Annotated in this window: 14 protein-coding genes and 2 pseudogenes; 12 read left to right on the top strand and 4 right to left on the bottom strand. The window is 41.9% G+C overall.

Annotation, left to right across the window (positions count from 1 at the left end; translation table 11 throughout):
- Window positions 1-103 precede the first annotated feature (103 nt).
- Together Dpoa569_RS16170 and Dpoa569_RS16165 are read left to right on the top strand one after the other, a co-directional pair.
- The gene (locus Dpoa569_RS16170) at window positions 104-496 is read left to right on the top strand and encodes a hypothetical protein (protein WP_042873770.1); all 393 of its coding nucleotides are present in this window, start codon (window positions 104-106) and stop codon (window positions 494-496) included.
- A 596-nt stretch (window positions 497-1,092) separates the two neighbouring features.
- The gene (locus Dpoa569_RS16165; RefSeq protein ID WP_042868640.1) at window positions 1,093-2,103 is read left to right on the top strand and encodes an AI-2E family transporter; all 1,011 of its coding nucleotides are present in this window, start codon (window positions 1,093-1,095) and stop codon (window positions 2,101-2,103) included.
- A 134-nt stretch (window positions 2,104-2,237) separates the two neighbouring features.
- Here the strand turns inward: Dpoa569_RS16165 and Dpoa569_RS16160 are convergent, their stop codons facing one another.
- Window positions 2,238-3,764: an MFS transporter gene (locus Dpoa569_RS16160; RefSeq protein WP_146411549.1), complete on the bottom strand. Its 1,527-nt coding sequence runs from the start codon at window positions 3,762-3,764 to the stop codon at window positions 2,238-2,240.
- A 447-nt stretch (window positions 3,765-4,211) separates the two neighbouring features.
- Here Dpoa569_RS16160 and Dpoa569_RS16155 point away from each other — a divergent pair, with 447 nt between their 5' ends.
- A complete protein-coding gene (locus tag Dpoa569_RS16155; protein ID WP_042868642.1) occupies window positions 4,212-4,421 on the top strand; it encodes a helix-turn-helix domain-containing protein in 210 nt (69 codons plus the stop codon).
- Window positions 4,422-4,462: 41 nt separating this feature from the next.
- On the opposite strand, the pseudogene Dpoa569_RS16150 reads toward Dpoa569_RS16155, so the two are convergent.
- The 3 genes and pseudogenes from Dpoa569_RS16150 to Dpoa569_RS19830 all read right to left on the bottom strand — a co-directional run.
- Window positions 4,463-5,101, bottom strand: a pseudogene (locus tag Dpoa569_RS16150) (IS3 family transposase); the annotation flags it as partial.
- Window positions 5,102-5,162: 61 nt separating this feature from the next.
- Window positions 5,163-6,695: an IS3 family transposase gene (locus Dpoa569_RS16145; protein WP_042869917.1), complete on the bottom strand. Its 1,533-nt coding sequence runs from the start codon at window positions 6,693-6,695 to the stop codon at window positions 5,163-5,165.
- Window positions 6,696-6,764: 69 nt separating this feature from the next.
- Window positions 6,765-7,150: pseudogene (locus Dpoa569_RS19830) on the bottom strand (transposase); the annotation flags it as partial.
- A gap of 1,084 nt (window positions 7,151-8,234) precedes the next feature.
- Between Dpoa569_RS19830 and wecA the strand changes: the two are divergent.
- The 9 genes from wecA (at window position 8,235) to Dpoa569_RS16095 (ending at window position 19,647) form a co-directional block, all read left to right on the top strand.
- Window positions 8,235-9,308: a UDP-N-acetylglucosamine--undecaprenyl-phosphate N-acetylglucosaminephosphotransferase gene (gene wecA, locus Dpoa569_RS16135; RefSeq protein ID WP_042868654.1), complete on the top strand. Its 1,074-nt coding sequence runs from the start codon at window positions 8,235-8,237 to the stop codon at window positions 9,306-9,308.
- A 124-nt stretch (window positions 9,309-9,432) separates the two neighbouring features.
- On the top strand, window positions 9,433-10,569 hold the full coding sequence (locus Dpoa569_RS16130) for a polysaccharide export protein (protein WP_042868656.1): 1,137 nt from the start codon (window positions 9,433-9,435) through the stop codon (window positions 10,567-10,569).
- Window positions 10,570-10,583: 14 nt separating this feature from the next.
- Window positions 10,584-11,018, top strand: coding sequence for an arsenate reductase/protein-tyrosine-phosphatase family protein (locus Dpoa569_RS16125; RefSeq protein WP_042868658.1), 435 nt, complete (start codon window positions 10,584-10,586; stop codon window positions 11,016-11,018).
- A 15-nt stretch (window positions 11,019-11,033) separates the two neighbouring features.
- Entirely contained in the window at window positions 11,034-13,220 is a 2,187-nt protein-coding gene (gene wzc / locus Dpoa569_RS16120) for a tyrosine-protein kinase Wzc (protein WP_042868660.1), read from the top strand.
- Between the two features lie 363 nt (window positions 13,221-13,583).
- Window positions 13,584-14,663, top strand: a complete 1,080-nt coding sequence (locus tag Dpoa569_RS16115) for a glycosyltransferase family 4 protein (protein ID WP_042868662.1) — start codon at window positions 13,584-13,586, stop codon at window positions 14,661-14,663.
- 197 nt (window positions 14,664-14,860) lie between these two features.
- Window positions 14,861-15,939, top strand: a protein-coding gene (locus tag Dpoa569_RS16110) for an IS3 family transposase (RefSeq protein WP_227983216.1) whose coding sequence is annotated in 2 segments (ribosomal slippage) — window positions 14,861-15,083 and window positions 15,083-15,939 — 1,080 coding nt in all. Because the reading frame shifts where the segments join, the coding sequence is not laid out codon by codon here.
- Between the two features lie 556 nt (window positions 15,940-16,495).
- Window positions 16,496-17,719 (top strand): oligosaccharide flippase family protein, encoded by a 1,224-nt coding sequence (locus tag Dpoa569_RS16105; protein ID WP_071604277.1) that lies wholly within the window; start codon window positions 16,496-16,498, stop codon window positions 17,717-17,719.
- Complete coding sequence (locus Dpoa569_RS16100; RefSeq protein ID WP_050569389.1) at window positions 17,709-18,653, top strand: glycosyltransferase family 2 protein; 945 nt, start codon at window positions 17,709-17,711, stop codon at window positions 18,651-18,653. Before Dpoa569_RS16105 ends, Dpoa569_RS16100 begins: the two co-directional genes overlap by 11 nt.
- Entirely contained in the window at window positions 18,634-19,647 is a 1,014-nt protein-coding gene (locus tag Dpoa569_RS16095) for an EpsG family protein (RefSeq protein ID WP_042868666.1), read from the top strand. The genes Dpoa569_RS16100 and Dpoa569_RS16095 overlap by 20 nt, the downstream gene beginning before the upstream one ends.
- The last annotated feature ends 9 nt before the right edge of the window (window positions 19,648-19,656 follow it).

The following is a 19,656-nucleotide window of genomic DNA, read 5'->3' as shown; positions in this document are numbered from 1 at the left end:
ATATTCTGGCTGATGTTAAAACTATCCCTGTATTTGCCAGTTACCGGTGTTGTTTGGCTACTTCAAGGGGGATAGTGTTCACATGGCAAGAAACAGAGGATATATGAGTCTGATATTTGGGCAGAATGAAATTATGAGCATGTTAAGTGCCCCTGTTCACAATGACAGACGTGCAATTGCAGTCATTGATGAGAAATGCAAGATACTCTGCGCGAATTCCGCATTTAATGCGCACTTTGGCCTGCGTGCTGGTACCACAACACCCGCTTCTATTGACGAAGTGCTTCCGGTCAACGTCCGGTTTGCTTATCAGGACTTTATGACCAACAACGATTTGCTCAGCACACATGTTGCCTGGGATTTGCTTTCTGACGGATTTGCTAAAAAGCCGCTCAGTACGCTCTCATTCTCTAAGTTGAACGTAGAAGATCGGGTATTGTCGCTGTTAATCCTAAACCAGGATGAGGGAGACATAACCACAACAATGGCTTCATGATGTTATGCTTTGAAAAATGAAATTTAGATTGTCATTTTTTGATATGACTTTTGTACTTTTGTGACTGCTGCTACGGTATTAATCGCATTTCTATATCCTCTCTGTTTTATTGCCTTTATATCGATACGTTTCGATAACTGACCCCACAAATAAGCCAGTATCAATTTCATATTTAAATACATTTTTTGTAAAAAGTGAATTTTTTGTATCAATATGAAATAAATAATGAAATATGCATACCCCCAAATAACTCAAATTGCAGAAGGTGGTAAGCGCGCAAATTCTTATGAGATTAGAATCTATACCCTAAATAATTCGAGGCAGGGATACTTACAGGTCTACTCAGGTAAGTGATTAGAGTGAACGAACGCAGCCAGTGGGTACATGGAACGTTGAGCAGAATGATGTGTGAGACGGTGCTCTATAGCGTTTGTGACCAAAAATGATGTTAGCCATGCTGGTGTTTCGTGGGTAAAACGCTAAAAATGGTCGCTGAAATATTATTTCATGGTCAGAGTATTGCCACTTCTGGCTGCGGTTAGTCCCGCGCTGGCAGGCAATGTTCTCTGACGTGGTAGTACGAAACGGGATGTCATATGCAGTTGTTGAATTTGAAACAGGCCAGGTTGTTAAGTTTTATCTTTGTTATGGGGGGGCTGCTGCTCTTGATTGAGTTGCGCCTGCTTGCCTGCTTTATTGCCGGTTTTCTGGTGTATGAAATCATTAATCTGTTGACGCCGTATTTTCAGAAGGTGATCAGCGGTAAGCGCGCCCGTCTGGCGGTGGTCGCGGTGATCAGTACGCTGGTGGTCAGCCTGCTAAGTGTACTTTTCGGCACGTTGGTTGGGGTGCTTATGCAGGAAATGAAAGATACCAGCGTATTTAATGCCCGTATCGCCTTTATTCTCGATGATGTGCAAAAGCAACTTATGACCTATCTACCGGGTTATCTACCGGTCAGTGTGGAGGAGTTGCAGCACGAGTTTGTGATGTGGCTGCAAAAACATGTGGTGATGTTGCAGAACATGGGGAAAGATTTTTTGCATGGATTCGTCACCATGTTGATCGGCATGATCCTTGGGGCGATCATCTCTCTGTATAACGTCGAACTGACAGTGGAAAGACCGTTGCTGAAAACTGAATTGATGCATCGGATAGCGCTACTCTCGTCCTCATTTCGCAATATTGTGTTTGCACAGGTGAAGATTTCGCTGGTGAACACCGTGCTGTCCGCTATTCTCATTCTTGGCGTGCTGCCTGGTTTTGCTATCCACCTACCGTTTGCTAAAACGTTAGTAGCGTTAACTTTCATTTTTGGTTTGCTGCCGGTAATTGGTAATCTGATTTCCAATTCCGTGGTGTTCATCGCCGCGTTGTCGATCTCGTTGCCAATCGCACTGCTGGCCCTGGTTTATCTGATGCTGATCCACAAACTGGAGTATTTCCTCAATGCCCAGATTGTCGGTACTCGTATCAAGGCACATGCCTGGGAAATTTTGTTGGCTATGCTGGTGTTTGAGGCCGCATTTGGCATTTCTGGAGTCATTGCCGCACCGATTTACTACGCCTACCTGAAAAGTGAACTGCGGGAGGCTGCGCTGATATAGGCGGTTGGATTCTGTTTACTACACTGCGTTTGCTTCGTACCGGCAGTGGTTTATTGGACAACATAAACAATCGATCTGTAAATCTCAATGCCGCCTGGTGGGCGGCATTGAGTAATAACTGACTGATGAGCAATTTAGTGGTGAGAGGTCGCAACCACGGGTTTCGGTGCTGCCTGTTGCAGACCGAGTGGGTTATTACCCCAGCACTGTTCATATTTCCAGCCGGTCAGTTCTTCGGCAACCGCGCGGGCTTCAGCAGGAACATCAGCAATGGCACCGCCTGCTTTGATACGGGCGATCTCTTGCAGCAGAATCATATGGTTCTTACGGTCCAGCCGCATCTGGGCGCTGAAGTAGATAGCAACCACGGCCAGTGCAATGACACCCAGTGAGAACACACCCACAATTGCCAGTACTGCGCTTTCCGGTTGGGCTGCTTTGCCGGATATAAACCCAAACTGACTCAGAATCCAGCCCATGGCGAAGACAATCACGGAACGTACCATCTTGCCTGCAAAGGTCATGGCACCGGCATAAATCCCTTCACGGCGCCGCCCCGTTAGCACTTCATCCACATCTGCCAGGAAGGTGTAGACTGTCCAGGGAATGTAGTAGATGCCACCAGTACTCAGACCGAAGATGGCAGTGATGCCGAACAGAACGGCGATAGTCGCTGTTTGAGACCAGCCAGTGAAATAGAGTGCTGCGTAAGCGAGTACGCTGACAATCACTACCATCAATGCCATGCGGTATGGGCGACCAAAACCCATTTTTACGCAAATGCCGATGAAGAGGAATGTGGAGATAAACTGCATCACCGAACTGAAACTGTTTAGCTGGGACACGACCGCCGTGCTTTGCTTCAGGCCGAATACGATAAAGTACGTGAACGCGGAAGCGAACAGCCATTCAGCACCAAAACCGAACAGGTACATCCCAAGGTGTTTGCGGAAAATACGCAGACGGAAAGTAGAGGCCATGTCGACACTGAGTTTTCTCAGCGATTGCCACAGATTTTGGGGGTGTTCGCGCGCCACTTCGCTCGGCGAGCGCTCCCATGACGTGAAATAGAGAGCGATCATTGCCGCACACATGATGACGCCATAAGCCAGACCGGTGTAGAAGAACGGTGTAGCGGAGTCTTTGCCGTAGATGCCAATAAACTGACCGGGAATGAACGCCGCCAGAAAGTTAGCGACTTTACCGAAGATAGCCTTGGAGCCAGTCAGTCTGGAGCGGACTTTAAAGTCGGTGGTCATCTCGGTAGCGAGTGTTTCATACGGCACCATGATGGAGGTATAGATAAGCTCGAACAACACATAGGTTGACATGTAGTACCAGAAGCTTAAACCTTCCATCCACAGCATCGGATAGACAAGTACCAGCGGGATACCGAGCAGAATGAAGAAACGGCGGCGACCAAAGAGGCGACCGATACGGGTATTATAGAAGTTGTCGCTGATGTAACCCATGATCGGGTTACTGATAGCGTCGATAACGCTAGCTACAGAGAAAATGGCTGCGGCTTCAACCAGGGACAATCCACAAAATGTGGTATAGAAATACATTAGCCAGGCACCACTGATGGCTAAAGCACCACTGCCCAGCAAGTTCGCGCTGCCATAGCAGAACGTGTGTTTGAACGTAATGGGTTTATTCATGATCGATTCGCCTAACAAAATTAAAACATTATTTCATTTGAAATGAACTTATGTTCTTATCATTTGCCTGATTGAGAAAAAAGTAAACTGGCTTGCTCATGCTTAACTGCTTTTAATAGGAATCTGACAAGGAGATCATGAAATAAGTTTTTTTAATTTGATCGCATGTATTTATTGTAAAATTGCTGTTTATTACTGTTTTCAATGTTTTTTTATCGTTAAACGATAAGTTTATTGATCGGTGGGAGCAATGGCATCAGGATGAACGGTGAAAAAAGTGATGTTGCTTCACTGTGTTGACAGAAAAGAAATACAAATTTTTGTAAAAAAATATGATCAAATGTGGTTGGGTTGTAAATTGTCGGGCGCGGCGTAAGGCGCAATTCATCTTATTGTGCTGGATGGCGTATTTTATTGGGGCATGAGGAATTATTGGTAAGACTGGCTATGCCAATTGTTATCAAACTGGATGTGCTGCTGGCACAAAAAAAGATGAAGTCTCGTGAACTGGCGAGGCTTATCGGCATTACCGAACAGAACCTTTCGTTGCTGAAATCTAGCAAAGTGAAAAGTATCCGGTTCGATACATTGCAGAGACTATGTGAGGCGTTGGCCTGTCAGCCCGGCGATGTTCTGGAGTATTGGCCGGAAGAGTGATTAATTGGTTGCTCTCTTCCCAATATCAGTGCCAGGCTAAATTAGAGATCCGGACCTTTTTGCAGACTTCGGACAAATTCCTCCGGAGTCTGGTTATTTAACGAGGAATGGGGCCTTTGCTGGTTATATTCCTGCCGCCAGCGCTCGACCTTTTCCTGCGCATCTTCCCGTGACAGGAACCCGTGGACATTCAGACATTCATTGCGAAAACTGCCATTAAATGACTCGATCAGCGCATTATCTGTCGGTTTTCCGGGCCGTGAGAAGTCCATCGTCACCTTGTTTTCATAGGCCCATGGATCCAACGACCTGGAAATAAATTCGCTGCCGTTGTCGGTCTGCAGCCGTCCCGGCACGCGCTTGCGTAACTGTTTCAAACGCTCTATCACGGCGACCACATCCTCGCCGCGCAGCCCCTGACCGACCTGGATCGCCAGACATTCCCGACTAAAATTATCGACTACAGTTAGCGTCCGTATCCGACGCCCGTTGAACAGATTATCAGCAACGACATCCATGCTCCAGCACGGGTCCACTGCACTGACTGCCGGACGTGCACGTCGTTGTCTGGCGGTGACATGCCGGCGGGGACGCTTTGTCCGCAGATTCAGACCTTCCTGACAATAAATACGGTGAGTTTTCTTATGGTTAATCAACCAGCCTTCCCGGCGCAGAAGAACATCTGTCAACAACACCGCTTAATGACCGCTTTGGGTGCGGACGATTTCCTGGACTGGTTGATTAGATTAACCCCAGTCTTTTCCGGTACGTTTCAGGGCTCACTGCGCCCAGCGACAGCTTGATCCGATGACTATTGTACCAGCGGATGTAGCCATCCACCTGCTTCATAAAGTCATCCAGCGTTACACCTGACCAGTTGCGACCATAATACATCTCGTTTTTCAGCCGTCCGAAGAACCCTTCGCACGCCGCATTATCCGGAGAGCAACCTTTGCGCGACATAGAGCGCACCAGGCCCGAGGATGATATTCTCTGTAACCACCCCGGCCACCGGTAATGTCCGCCGCGATCGCTGTGTATGATCGGACGTTCGGGCGGTTTTAGCGTGCCGATCGCTCTTTCCAGCATGCTGTTGGCAAGCATCGCGTCTGGCCGGGTGCTCAACGACCAGCTCACCACCTTACCGTCGAAGCAGTCCACGACTGGTGACAGCCACACTTTGCCTGCGGGCAGATGGAACTCCGTGATATCCGTCAGCCACTTCTGATTGGGCAACCCGGCGGTGAAGTCCCTCGCAAGAAGATTATCAGGGGCCACCCCGATTTCTCCGCAGTACGAGCTGTAACGCCGTCGACGGGCTGTACTGACAACAAGCTTTTCTTCTGACATCAGCCTGCGCACGACTTTTTCAGAGAGCCGGACGCCTTCATGACGGAGCATTGCGTGCAGGCGGCGGTAGCCGTAACAGCGGTAGTTGGCGTGGAAGATCTCCGACAGGCTGACGCGCACACCGGCGTGTTTATCACCGGCACGCAGTGCTGCACGGTGATAAAAATAGCTGCTGCGGGCGAGCCTCAGGGTGCTCAGCAGCACTGGCAGTGGATGTGTATCTCTGAGGGCATCAGCGACCTTCGTCTTTTCCCTGTTTGTCAGGGTGCTGACGCTGATGCCCGGGTCTTTTTTTATTATTTCCTCCGCCTTCTTCAGGATATCCAGTTCCAGCTGCTGGCGCTTTACCGCCTGAGTGAGCCGGGCAAGCTCTTCCCGTAGCGCATCACGTTCCTGGATAAGGGAGGGGTCGTCATTTTTTCGCATGAACTGGTAAGTCTCATCGCCGATGGCCTCGTCTTTCCATTTATACAACACCTGCCGGCTGACGCCCACGTCCTGTGCGATTTTTTGGGCGGGGATGGTCCGGGTACACAGATCCCTGACGGCCTGCAGCTTAACCTCCGGCTTAAAGGGCGCGCTGGCGTTTTGCACACTGGTGTGGATGCGTCGCCAGCCGGGATGGAGTTCATCTATCCAGCGAATAAGAAGCGCACCGCAGGGGTATCCCAGCGTCCTTCGGGTATGGGCAAGGCAGCAGCCGTGCGTAAGGTAATGGTCGACGGCGGCCTGTTTCTGCGCATCAGAGTAGCGCTCTTTGCGGGGCAGGCAACTGATATCGCCACTGCTGGCTTCCCATGCCTGTACCCATCGCCGGAGGTTGCGTTCTGTGGGGTAGCCCAGTTCACGAATAACAGAGGTGATCTTTCTGCCGAATTTAAAATAGAGCTCAATAGCGCGAAGGCGCTCAGCTTTGGAATACATAAATTATCTCCTGAGAGTCCAGGAAATCGTCCGCACCCCCTTTGCGGTCTTATATCAGTGTTGCTGACACAGAAGAATATGAATGCGCTGAACGCCGTAACGAATACGGGTTTCGGCAATTTCCCTTATCCGCTGTGTGACGGCCCGGTCATCACGGCAACTGTGGTAGTGGTAACCCTGCGACTCTGCATCATCAGACGACAGCCGCGACGCAGCCCGATACGGTAAGCGTCCAGCAGATACGCCACCAGCCGTTTCAGACGGTGGTTCTCTTCCTCCCGTTGTCGTAACCGGCGCAGCTCCGTCACGCCCATGCCGCCGAACTTCTTTTTCCAATTGTAAAAGGTGGCTTCGGAAATCCCCATCTTTCTGCAGACTTCCTCTACCCGCGTGCCGGTTTCGGCCTGCTTCAGGGCAAACGCAATCTGTTCTTCGGTGAATCGCGACTTTTTCATGCCGGATGACCTCTTTTTTACGGAGAAAATGGGCCGAAAACTCTACTTTACACCGGTACTGAACAAAGGGAAGAGATCAACTGGCCGGAGATCCTCATTGGCGGTGGTACTAAAAACCGGAGGGACTAGGGCCAGAGCCAGTCAGATGATGATTCTATAGTGCCTTCAATTAGAGATGCAATTACATTATGATATTGATTTTTATTTTGTTTTTTCGGATTGGGTTTAGGGGCGTCTGTTGCGAAATCAATTATTTATTGATTGACGAATATAATTCTTTATACAATTAGCGCAGTATAGATTAATGGATTTTTTTTACACATTGCCCCAAAAAATCTATAAAATTAATAAAATAGGTAATGTATTAAATACTCAGACCAGACCAGACCAGACCAGACCAGACCAGACCAGACCAGACCATAGTGAAATCAAGAAAGTTTCACACTTGCTGAAAGCAGCCAGTAATCAGGGGTGTAGGCAACGCTGTCAAAATTTTAGAGTTGCAGGATTTAGCAGTAGAATATTGATACACCAGGTTATTTTTAGATGAAAAATAACCTGGTGTATCAATAAGAATGTTCTTCAGGCATTCTTCACACATTCTGGCTAATGATAGAATTTAAGTCAGTAGTCTGTTCTAAAATGAGGCTAACTGTTGAGTAGCAACAAGAATGAGACTTGGGAGCCTGGATGTATGATTGTGATTGATGAGTATTCATACATACTAATGGAGCACTCAATGTGCTTATTGTCAGGTATTCACCGCCAGATGTAATTGACATGGCTAGTTTTTGTTCAGGCAGTACGCAAATCTGGGGGGGCGTAGTTAAGGTAGTCAGTGAGGATTTCGAACACTATTTGGGTTCAAAATAGTAATTAAAATAGAACGCTATAGGGATAGGTTTTATTTATTGCAGTTTTTTTTATCAGTAGAGAATGTTGTGGTTTTGAACGTCAGTCTGTGTCTGTATAATAAGAGTAATCTACAACTGACTGAATTTGCAATAGATAGCTAATTGGTAGCTGAAAGCCAAGGGCGGTAGCTTGGTCGATTACCTATAGAAAAGACAGGTCATGATAGTATATGAGCGATTTCCTTCTGGTATTTGTCAGCGCGTTTGGATTGCTTTTTATCGCGCGTAAAGCTGCAAAAAAAGTTGGGCTGGTTGACAAACCTAATAGTCGAAAAAAACATCATGGACATATTCCTTTAGCGGGAGGTATATCGATTTATCTTTCGCTCTGGGTTATGTTCGTTTTCCATTCTGACTGGCTTCCCTCCTTTAATACCTACATGTTGTGCGCTAGTGGATTACTGTTGATCGGAGTTTTGGATGATCGCTTTGATCTACCTGTATTACCTCGTGTGGCTTTGCAGGCATTGACAGCCATGCTGATGATGTGGAGCGGCCTTTATCTTTCTTCTTTTGGAAGAATCCTTGGCCAGCATGAACTTCTATTGGGGATTGTTGGATATGTAATCACGCTGTTTGCTGTATGGGGGGCCATTAATGCCTTCAATATGGTTGATGGTATTGATGGATTACTGGGATGTCTAAGTTGCATAACTTTTGGTGCCATAGCACTCGTTTTTTCTTTAAAAGGTCGTGAAGAACTGGCGTTATGGAGTTTGTGCTTCTTGGCGGCAACATTACCTTACATTGTTCTTAATCTGGGGCTTTTTGGGGGTATGAAGTTCAAAGTCTTTATGGGGGATGCCGGGAGTACACTTATCGGCTTTACTGTTATTTGGGTGTTAATTATTGCTACACAGGGTGAACATGCGGTCATGCAGCCTGTTACAGCTTTATGGGTTATTGCTATTCCATTGATGGATATGGCTGCGGTAATGATAAAACGTATCCGGCGCGGCAATAGCCCGTTCAGACCAGATCGTGAGCATTTGCATCACATATTAATGCTTTGTGGGTTTAGTTCTCGTCAAACATTGTTGATTATTATGGGTATGGCATTATTGCTGGCACTGATTGGTGTTGTTTGTGAATGGTATGGTGTGCCGGAGTATATGATGTTATTGGGATTTATAGGCGTATTTGTAGCCTATTGTCTGGCTATTGCAAGAATCGTAAAAGTGTTGACGTGGAAAGGTACCATAACGATTATGCAGCCGGAAAGCTCTGAAGGTATGAGCTCCTGAATATGCCCAGATGCGTGCAATATCTTTTCTGAGTTGTATGAGATGGCAAATCATAACAATAAGAAATTATTAAATTTTTATGATTTGTTTTTTATAAAAATTGAAAACAGCGGCTTAATTGAGCATGAAGTATAAGAAATTCAGGTTGATACCGTTGGTGGTAATAACGGCATTAGTAAGCGGATGCACTATTATTCCAGGTTCTCACCTTTCAACAAGCGGGAAGGAAACTGTCGAGCAAGATGACGCGGGCTTCAACATCAATAAGCTGGTTAATGTTTACCCGATGACTCCAGTGTTGATTGAAAAAATGCGCCCTAAGCCTCTGGTAGCGCAGGCAAACCCTGTCTTGGATGCAGAGCTTCAAAATTACCAATACCGAATTGGTATTGGTGACGTATTGATGGTAACAGTATGGGATCATCCCGAATTGACGACTCCAGCGGGTACATACCGTAGTGCAAGTGACACCGGTAACTGGGTACATGCTGATGGAACTATTTTCTACCCTTATATCGGTAAGTTAAATGTGGTGGGCAAAAGTGTAACAGAAGTTCGTGAAGAACTGATGGTGCGCCTTGCCAAGTTCATTGAATCTCCACAGGTGGAAATCAGCATTGCGGCCTTTCGTTCCCAGAAAGCTTATGTAACCGGTGAAGTGGCCAGATCCGGTGAGCAGGCAATTAGCAATGTACCCCTAACTATATTGGATGCTATCAATAAAGCTGGCGGGCTTACAGAAAATGCCGATTGGCGTAATGTAATTCTTACCCACAATGGCAAAGATGAGCGTATTTCTCTTCAGGCACTAATGCAGAATGGTGATCTTTCTCAAAATCGCCTGCTTTATCCTGGTGATATTTTGTTTATCCCTCGTAATGACAATCTAAAAGTGTTTGTGATGGGAGAGGTTAAAAAGCAAGCCACGCTTAAGATGGACCGTAGTGGAATGACATTGACAGAAGCGTTAGGCAATGCAGAAGGCGTTGAGCAGTCTGTAGCTGATGCAACTGGGATTTTCGTAATCCGCCCTTTGCATGGAACTCAAGGACCTAAATTGGCTAATATTTATCAGTTAAATGCTGCTGACGCCACTGCACTAGTAATGGGGGCTGAATTCCAATTACAACCTTATGATGTGGTCTATGTTACTACTGCGCCTGTGGCGCGTTGGAATCGTTTGATCTCTCAACTGGTGCCCACTATTTCTGGATTTAACGATCTTTCCGAAGGTTCGTTGCGCGTTAGAACTTGGCCGTAAGGATTCTGCTCATCATGTTTAATTCTATTTTGGTGGTTTGCGTCGGAAACATATGCCGCTCACCCACTGGTGAACGGCTTTTGCAGCGTGTTCTTCCAGGAAAAATTATTGCATCAGCTGGGCTTGGGGCATTGGTAGACAAGCCTGCTGACAGCATGGCCATCAATGTTGCGTTAGAGCATGGCATCTCGTTGGAAGGGCATCTTGCACGGCAACTGACCCCAGCCATGTGCCGTGAATATGACTTAGTTCTGGTTATGGAAAAAGGGCATATTGATGCAGTATGCCGTATCTCGCCAGAAGTTCGTGGAAAAACTATGCTGTTTGGTCACTGGATAAATCAGCAGGAAATAGCTGACCCCTATCGTAAAAGTCGTGAGGCCTTTGAGTTTGTTTATTTACAACTTGAGTTGGCTGCAAATAAATGGGCTGATACATTAAGTCGTTAACTTTCAGAGAAAATAATGGCAGAAAAACATTCAATAGTAACAGCATCTGAAATTAATAGAGCAGATGGTATTGATTTAGCGCGTTCTTTGGGGGTTTTTTTTGATAATCGCTGGTTTATTATTAAAATAACAGCGATATTTACCATGATCGGTGTGTTTTATATTACGCTGGCAACACCCGTTTATAAAGCTGATGCGCTGATTCAGGTAGAACAGAAAAATGGTGATAGCCTTATCAAGGATATTTCCAGCATGTTACCTGATGCTAAACCACAGTCCGCAGCAGAGATTGAGTTAATTAAATCTCGCATGGTGATAGGAAAAACTATAGATGATCTGGCGTTGAATATTTATGTGCAGCAGAAATATTTTCCTATAATTGGAAAGGGTGTTGCGCGTTTGATGGATATAGAGTCAGGTAGAATTTTGGTTTCTCATCTTGATGTACCCGACTCTTGGCTCGATAAAGAGTTTTTTCTTGAAGTACTTGATAGTCAGCATTATCGTCTGAAAAGAGGTGATACATTTACTTTTGATGGTAAAGTAGGGAAATTAGAAAATCAAAATGGTATCAGTATTCTAGTTAGTGAGATTTTAGCTGATAAAGGTGCTGTATTTAATTTACGGAAGTTAAACACGCTAACTGCTGTAAATAATATTTTGAGAGAATTTTCTGTTGCAGATAAAGGAAAAGACACTGGTGTATTAGGTGTAAGCCTAGAAGGTGAAGACCCAATCGTAACAACAAAAATATTGAACAGCATCATCCTGAATTATTTACAGCAGAACATAGAGCGTAAATCAGAAGAGGCTGAAAAAAGTTTAGATTTTCTTAAAGAACAGTTACCTAAAATTCGTGATTCACTAAATGATGCAGAAAATAAATTAAATAATTATCGACAGCAGCATGATTCAGTTGATCTATCCTTGGAGTCTAAGGCTGTATTGGATTCAATGGTATCAGTAGAGTCCCAACTCAATGAGCTGACATTTAAAGAAGCCGAAATATCTAAACTTTATACTCGCGAACATCCTGCATACCGTGCATTAATTGAAAAACGTAAAATGTTGCAAGAAGAGCGTGAAAAATTAAATAAGCGAATGGGAGGCATGCCGAAGACTCAACAAGAAGTATTGCGTCTGACTCGGGATGTGCAGGCAGGCCATACAGTTTATATGCAACTATTAAATAAGCAGCAAGAGCTGAGTATTAATAAGGCGAGTATTGTTGGCAATGTCCGTATTATCGATAAAGCTGTTGCACAGCCGACGCCGATAAAACCTAAAAAAGTGCTGATTTTATTATTGTTCATAATTATAGGAACTGCATTTTCTACGGTTCTGGCTTTATTAAAATCTATGCTTCACAAAGGAATAGAGAGTCCAGAACAGTTAGAAGAGTTAGGGATTAATGTTTACGCCAGTATACCACTTTCCGAGTGGCAACAGAAAAAAGACAGAGCTTTCCTATCAAAGTTAAATAAGAAAGGAAAGAAAAGTGGTACTCGCTCAATTGAACTACTCGCTTTATCTAATCCTGCAGATTTGGCGATTGAAGCGATTCGTAGTTTACGTACAAGTCTCCACTTTGCAATGATGGAAGCAAAAAATAATGTACTGATGATCTCTGGTGCTAGCCCTTCGATTGGTAAAACTTTTATTAGCATCAACTTAGGTACGATTATTGCGCAGGCTGGTCAACGAATATTAATCGTTGACTGTGATATGCGAAAAGGATATTTGCACGAGTTGATAGGTGCACAGAATATCAACGGCCTTTCAGATATTCTTTCTGGACAATCCAAAATACAGGATGTGGTGCATAAAACTCAGGTCGAGAATATGGATTTTATTTCAAAGGGGAAAATGCCACCGAATCCTTCAGAGTTGTTGATGCATAAAAATTTTTCCGATTTTATTAAGTGGGCGGAAGATAACTATGATCTTGTTTTACTGGATACACCGCCCATATTGGCTGTTACAGATGCTGCTATTATTGGCCGTCATGCTGGAACTTCATTATTGGTCGCTCGTTTTGAAATAAATACAGTTAAAGAGCTTGAGATAAGTATTCGCCGCTTTGAGCAGAATAGGATCAATATAAAAGGTGTAATTTTGAATGCTATTGAGAAACGAGCAACTAGTTATTATGGATATGGAAATTATGGTTATTATGCTTATGATTACAAATCTAATAAATAATGGCGTTATTAATTTATTTTAAAATATGCCTGATGTATGGAAAATTTAGAGGTATGGAAGGAATGCCGCTAACTCGGTGAAAACTGTATCCTATAGTTGATGCAACGATATATTCAACTAAGGTTACTGTGTCGGCCTTTGATTGAATAATGTCATCGATGCCGTAGCTTTTCCGACTTATCATCTTGTGGATGTACTCAAGACACTTATATCTGTTCGATTAGGTACAGATTCTTGGATGAATAAAATGCTGACTGTAACTGTTATAGTCGAGAATCTGATATTGGTTATGAAGTAACATCCAATGGAGAGGGATAAATGGGTTATAACTATCCCATTCAATAAATAGGCAATTAAGACTGCATGAGTAAAAAATTTGCAACGATATTCAGAGATCTAGAACTGATACATCTTACTAAAGATGTAGGAATGATCCCTATGGCAATGACTAATATATTAGGTTATAAATCAAAGATATATTACTGGGAAAAAGGAAAAAATATAAATAATCCGTATTCTAGATATATAACTCTTATTCCAATTCATGCTAAAACCCGTATTGGATTCATCATTAGGACTTTTTTTGATATCGTGTCCAATAAAATCGGAGTTGTGAATGTTTATCATTTAAAAAATGAGTCTTTTGTTTTTATCCTGATTGCTAAGGTATTTTCTATTAAGACATATTTAAAATTAGATATGTCGGAAGAAACGATTAAGACGCTCAACGCTTCGTCAGTTATATGTAGATTAAGAAGAGCATATATCAGATTTTTTTTAAATCTTGTTGATACTGTTAGTGTTGAGCGACTAAGTATAAAGGAAAAGCTGAATATATTATTTCCAAATTTGGATGTTATTTGTTTAGCGAATGGAATATTTAAAGACATTACACCTTCGGTATTGGATTTACCTAGAGAAAATTGTTTTCTTATTGTGGGTAGAATTGGTGCATATCAAAAAAATCATGAATCTATATTAGATGCCTTGGATAAAATTGATGATTTTTTTGACTGGAAGTTTAAATTTGTTGGTCCTGTTGATAACTCCTTTAAATCAAAACTTTCTATCTTAATAGCTAAAAAGCCGTATCTACTTAAAAACATAGAGATCTTAGGCGAAAAGGATAGGGAGGATATATTTGAATTATATAATAGATCTCGGGTTTTTCTTATGCCTTCACGATGGGAAGGTTTTTCGATAGCGTTACTTGAAGCTGCTTTTTCTGGTTGCTATATCCTGGCGACTAATGTAGGTGGAGTATATGAAGTAACAAATGAAGGTCGACTGGGCATAATCCTGAAAGATATATGTGAGCTACCATCAAAGATTGAGGCGATTGTTAATGGGCACATTCCTGTTGATGATAATATAATCGAAAGGAAAGAATTCATAAAAAATCAATTTGATATTGAATCCAATTTGAGAAAGATTACTTGGTGATCCCTTATCTTTTTTTGCTCAGTGTTGAGTCCTCTCCTTTGTTCAGTTTCGTGTACAGTAGAGTTTTTGGCCCTTCAGCCCGTGAAAAGGGGTTGTAGTCCCCCCTGAATTTAGTCTTACCGTTTAATAGAGTTCTCTGGTTAAAATGCAACCAAGGGAGGCTCATCATGAAGAAAGCGCGTTTCACTGAAACTTAGATCCTGCGGGTTTTGAAAGAGGTTGAAGGGGGACGGCATGTGAAGGATGTCTGCCGCGAAAACGGTGTGTCGGAAGCCAGCTATTACAACTGGAAATCCAAATATGGCGGCATGGAGTCCTCTGATATCAAACGGATGAAAGAGCTGGAAGAGGAAAATCGCCGATTAAAGCAAATGTACGCCTCCCTGAGCTTAAATCATGAAATTCTTAAGGATGTTGTTTCAAAAAAACTTTAACGGTGCCTGAGAAGCGTGAGCTGGTGCGTTACGTTATGAAGGAACATCAGGCCAGTGAACGACGCGGGTGCCGGATTATCGGTATCAGTCGAAGTCTGTTGCATTATTGCCCGAATACGGCACGGGATCTGCCCGTAGTCGAGGCGCTACAAAAACTGGCGCATCAGTATCCGGCCTATGGTTTTGGGCTGATGTTCAATACGTTACGCCAGGCAGGGCTACGGTGGAATGCAAAGCGGGTTTACCGGCTCTATCGCGTGTTAAAACTCAACCTTCGGCGCAAAGGGAAAAAACGCTTACCCAACCGGCATCCACAGCCGTTGGTTATTCCGCATAAAATGAACCATTGTTGGTCAGTTGATTTTATGAGTGATGCCTTGATCGACGGGCGGCGATTCAGGTTATTTAACGTCGTTGATGACTTTAATCGGGAATCGCTGGCCATCGACGTTGATTTGAATATACCGGCTCATCGTGTTGTGCGCATTCTGGAGCGATTAAGCGCAGAACGAGGCTACCCGGCTTTTATACGAAGTGATAATGGGCCGGAACTCAGCGCCGCCGCGTTAGCCGAATGGGCAGAACGCCACGGCATGACACTCGATTTTATTCAGCCCGGCAAGCCGATGCAGAACGGATTTATCGAGCGATTTAACAAAACGCTACGAACAGAAATACTCGATATGTATCTGTTCAGAACCTTGTCTGAAGTGCGCGAACTCACAGAGAAGTGGCGCACAGAATATAACGAGGAACGCCCACATAACTCACTGGGTGATATGCCACCTGTTATCTATGCGCGGCAAAAACTGGCCGGAGATCCTCATTGGCGGTGGTACTAAAAACTGGAGGGACTACAGGGTTATCCGAAAAAATTCTGAGGTCTGCGTAGAATCGTGAAGCCATTGCTTGGTTGTGAGAGACTTACCTATTGGATTGTGCGGAAATGCGTATCAGAGCGGCTGCAGCGAGTTTATTTCCAACGATATCAGTGGGTGTACACCAAGACCTCTCTTGTGGCTCAGAAAATAGACCGATAATGCTCTGATAAGAGTTGCTTAACGGCAGCTTCTGAGACGAATGTCTGAACATCTGCAGGCTCCTTCGCAGGAAGGAGTAGGATAAACTTGATATCTGGAGTAAGGAATACAGTCATGAAAGGATACATTCGTCATTAAATGACATGATTTCGGCCGAATCTATCCGGATTTTGCGAAAAGACGAAGATCTGATTTAGCCTGATAGTGATATTCGGAAGAGATCTCTTAAAGCAATCTACATTTGAAAGATAGCATAGTTTTTCTAATATTATTTCTAAATTCTCATCAGAATACACTCCTGGTGCTTAGGAGTGTGTTTTAATATTTATCGGGTATCTAATATAAAAGAGTAAGCGTCTTGAAGATTAAAAGTCTTGGCTATTCATTTGCACTGAATGTTATCAATTCGGTTTTTCCAATAATGACACTTCCTTTCGTTTTTAGAGCATTTACAGCTAGTGTATATGGGGAGTATATTTTAGTTAATATATTTTTTCAACTTGTTCTAACACTGTTCAATACTATGTTAATTCCATATTTTGTCAGAGAATATATAAATGAATCAGATAAAAATCGGGAGAAAATAAATACTAAGTGTGGTGAGTACATTATGGTTCAGATGTATTTTTCCATCATTGGGTTAATTTTTTTTCTGCTTTTTATTGCTGGTTTTTATTTTTATTTAAGCTTGAAAATAGAATTGGCGGTTTGGTTTATTTTTCCACTTTTATTTTCTATAATAAATGTGGAATGGTATTATTATGCCACTCAAAATTATAAATTAATTTTTTTTAGAACGCTGGTGGTAAAGCTTTTAGTGCTTATTTTGGTGTTCTTTTTTATAAAAGAAAATAATGATGTTGTTAATTATTCAATTTTGATGGCCTTTTCTTACATGATGACAAGTGTTATTGGTTATATAGGTGTTTGGAAAAAAATTGCGTTCCAAAAATTGAGGTGGAGAGAGTCTTATCAACATATTTTTAATGTTAGACATTTCTTTGCTAACTCTTTATTAGGCACTGGTTATCAATATTGTGATCAGCTGTTTCTTGGCGTTTTACTTGAGAGAAGTAATCTTGCGGCTCTAAATATACTGAAACAGGTTACTGCTATGCTAACAATATTACCTATAACAGTTTGTCGCTTCATGCTTCCTACAGTTATTGATTCATATTTAACCGGTCGTGCCGATAAATTTCATAAGAAATATGATTTTTTTTACATTTTTTTTATATTTTTCATTGCCCTTATTTTTGGTCTATTAGGTAAATTTTTTATCATCATGTTAACTGGCGATAAATATCATTTCTCCAATATTGATATTGTGCTCAGTATGTGCTGTTTCTTATCTATATCATTAGCTGTTTTTATCGATACTCAATATAGTATTCCGCAAAAAAAAGAATTTATTACAACTCGCTCTAACTTTGTAGTGTTGGTTGTGTTTGTTTTTTTACTTTACCCTCTTATCGATTGTATGGGGTATAGCGGTGCTCTACTTGGAATGTTTATTTCAGAGTCTATAGGTGTTGTTGTTATGGTTTTTCTACATAGGAAAGGCACTGGCTATGTCAGATAGGATAAATGTATCTATAATATTAGTTAGCTACAATACATGTAATCTGACTATAGAGACGATAAAATCAATTTATGCAAGAACTAGAGATATATCCTATGAAATAATTTTGGTGGATAATAACTCAACTGATGATACTGTTCTTAAGGTGAGGTCACTATTTCCCAGTGTATTATGTATAGAGAATAAGGATAACAAAGGATTTGGTGCTGCTAATAACATTGGTGCTTCGATTGCTAGAGGTAATTACCTTTTTTTATTAAATACTGATACCGTACTTTTAGTTAATGCAGTCAAAATTCTTTCTGATTATTTAGATTGCCCTGAAAATAGTGATGTAGTAGCGGTTGGTGGAAATTTATATGACATAAATGGAAACCCCACCTCTTCGTATTCAAGGCTATTTCCTGGTGTATGCTGCGAGATAAATGGGTTGCTTTTTAATTTATTTCATCAGTTTAAATTTTTTAATTATTTTTTTAACTATACATCATCCCCTATCAAATTTAGAGGAAGCATTTCTGGAGCTGATAGTATGATAAGAAAAGAGTGGTTTGATAAAGTTAAGGGGTTTGATGAGGACTTTTTCCTTTATTATGAAGAAACGGATCTCTTTTATCGGCTGGTAAGAAATGGATTTTTTGTATCATCTATTCCTGAAGCAAAAATAATTCATTTGGAGGGGGGGTCTGAGTCAGTAAGAGAAATTACACTGGAGCGTTCTTTCAAAAGTAAATTTATCTATCTCAGTAAACATTCTACAAAAATAAAAGCTAATATTATCCACAGATTATATCAGCTTACATGTACTGTGAGAATATTGATTTTTTGTTTTGTAAAAAAAGAGGCGAAAAAATCATATTGGTCTATCTTAAAAAGAATAGAAAATGAAGTTTATCTAACTATGCGAAATAAAAATGGAAAGAGAAAGAATTAGGGCAAGTTTTAAGATCTTAACTGGCTATGTTTTTTTGTTTCTTGCCATTGCTGCTGGTTTAAGGAAAGGAAATGATCCTGATTATGCCAATTATAAGGAGATTTATGAAGGTGCGGTATCTTCTGTCGTAGTTGATGTTGAGCCAGCTTATCAAAAATTAAATTTTTTTTTCGATGCTGTAGGTTTCGGTTTTGAGGGACTCATCCTGGCTATTGCATTAGCTTCAGTAATGATGAAGTGTATTGCTATTATAAAATATTCAGAGTATTTCTTTTTAAGTTTGTTGATATATATATCAACAATATATTTATTGTTTGATGTGGTTGCTATAAGACAGGGATTTGCTATAGCAATTATAATGTTATCTCTAGCTCTATGGGAAAATGACAAAAAGAAAGCATTGTTGCTATATGTTTTTGCGCCACTTATTCATATTGCATCACTAGTTTTTTTACCTGTGTTGTTACTTTGCAATAGGAATTATGGTAGAAAAACTCTTTTAGTAAGTATTGCCGCGATAACAGTCATTGTTACTTTGTCCCAAGTTTTTTCAATTATTGATGTTATGGAGAATATACCATTCATCCCTGACTTTTTATTGATAAAATTGAAAACCTATTCTTCATATAATAAAGAAGCTGTTTTTTCTTTTAAACAAGTTATTGTCTCTATTTTCGCCTACTTGGTATATACAAAAGTAAGTTGCTCTAGATATGTAAAACTTTGTTGTGTTGTATACATTTTTGGATGCCTGATTAGTTCGTTGTTCTCCTCTGTTGGCGATATTGCTTTCAGGATAAAATGGTTCTTTTCGTGGACGGAAATAATTTTTCTTCCGTACCTGATTGGTTATTCTTATAGATATTTTCGTGATAATGAAATGCGTTTAATTTCTCGTTTTTTATTTTTTACTCTGATTTTTTCCATGTATTTCATTCCTGCATATAATTTCATTGAGTCAATACATGAGCGTGGCTTTAGCTTGATTTTATGAATAAGAGGG

This window comes from Dickeya poaceiphila, assembly GCF_007858975.2.
GTDB lineage: Bacteria > Pseudomonadota > Gammaproteobacteria > Enterobacterales > Enterobacteriaceae > Dickeya > Dickeya poaceiphila.
This window is presented reverse-complemented; position numbering and strand designations above follow the sequence as displayed.

What these genes read in the sequence shown, in the direction of transcription:
- Dpoa569_RS16170 (WP_042873770.1), top strand. Translation starts at nt 104, where the DNA reads ATGAGTCTGATATTTGGGCAGAATGAAATTATGAGCATGTTAAGTGCC.
- Dpoa569_RS16165 (WP_042868640.1), top strand. Translation starts at nt 1,093, where the DNA reads ATGCAGTTGTTGAATTTGAAACAGGCCAGGTTGTTAAGTTTTATCTTT.
- Dpoa569_RS16160 (WP_146411549.1), bottom strand. Translation starts at nt 3,764, where the DNA reads ATGAATAAACCCATTACGTTCAAACACACGTTCTGCTATGGCAGCGCG.
- Dpoa569_RS16155 (WP_042868642.1), top strand. Translation starts at nt 4,212, where the DNA reads ATGCCAATTGTTATCAAACTGGATGTGCTGCTGGCACAAAAAAAGATG.
- Dpoa569_RS16145 (WP_042869917.1), bottom strand. Translation starts at nt 6,695, where the DNA reads ATGTATTCCAAAGCTGAGCGCCTTCGCGCTATTGAGCTCTATTTTAAA.
- wecA (WP_042868654.1), top strand. Translation starts at nt 8,235, where the DNA reads ATGAGCGATTTCCTTCTGGTATTTGTCAGCGCGTTTGGATTGCTTTTT.
- Dpoa569_RS16130 (WP_042868656.1), top strand. Translation starts at nt 9,433, where the DNA reads ATGAAGTATAAGAAATTCAGGTTGATACCGTTGGTGGTAATAACGGCA.
- Dpoa569_RS16125 (WP_042868658.1), top strand. Translation starts at nt 10,584, where the DNA reads ATGTTTAATTCTATTTTGGTGGTTTGCGTCGGAAACATATGCCGCTCA.
- wzc (WP_042868660.1), top strand. Translation starts at nt 11,034, where the DNA reads ATGGCAGAAAAACATTCAATAGTAACAGCATCTGAAATTAATAGAGCA.
- Dpoa569_RS16115 (WP_042868662.1), top strand. Translation starts at nt 13,584, where the DNA reads ATGAGTAAAAAATTTGCAACGATATTCAGAGATCTAGAACTGATACAT.
- Dpoa569_RS16100 (WP_050569389.1), top strand. Translation starts at nt 17,709, where the DNA reads ATGTCAGATAGGATAAATGTATCTATAATATTAGTTAGCTACAATACA.
- Dpoa569_RS16095 (WP_042868666.1), top strand. Translation starts at nt 18,634, where the DNA reads ATGGAAAGAGAAAGAATTAGGGCAAGTTTTAAGATCTTAACTGGCTAT.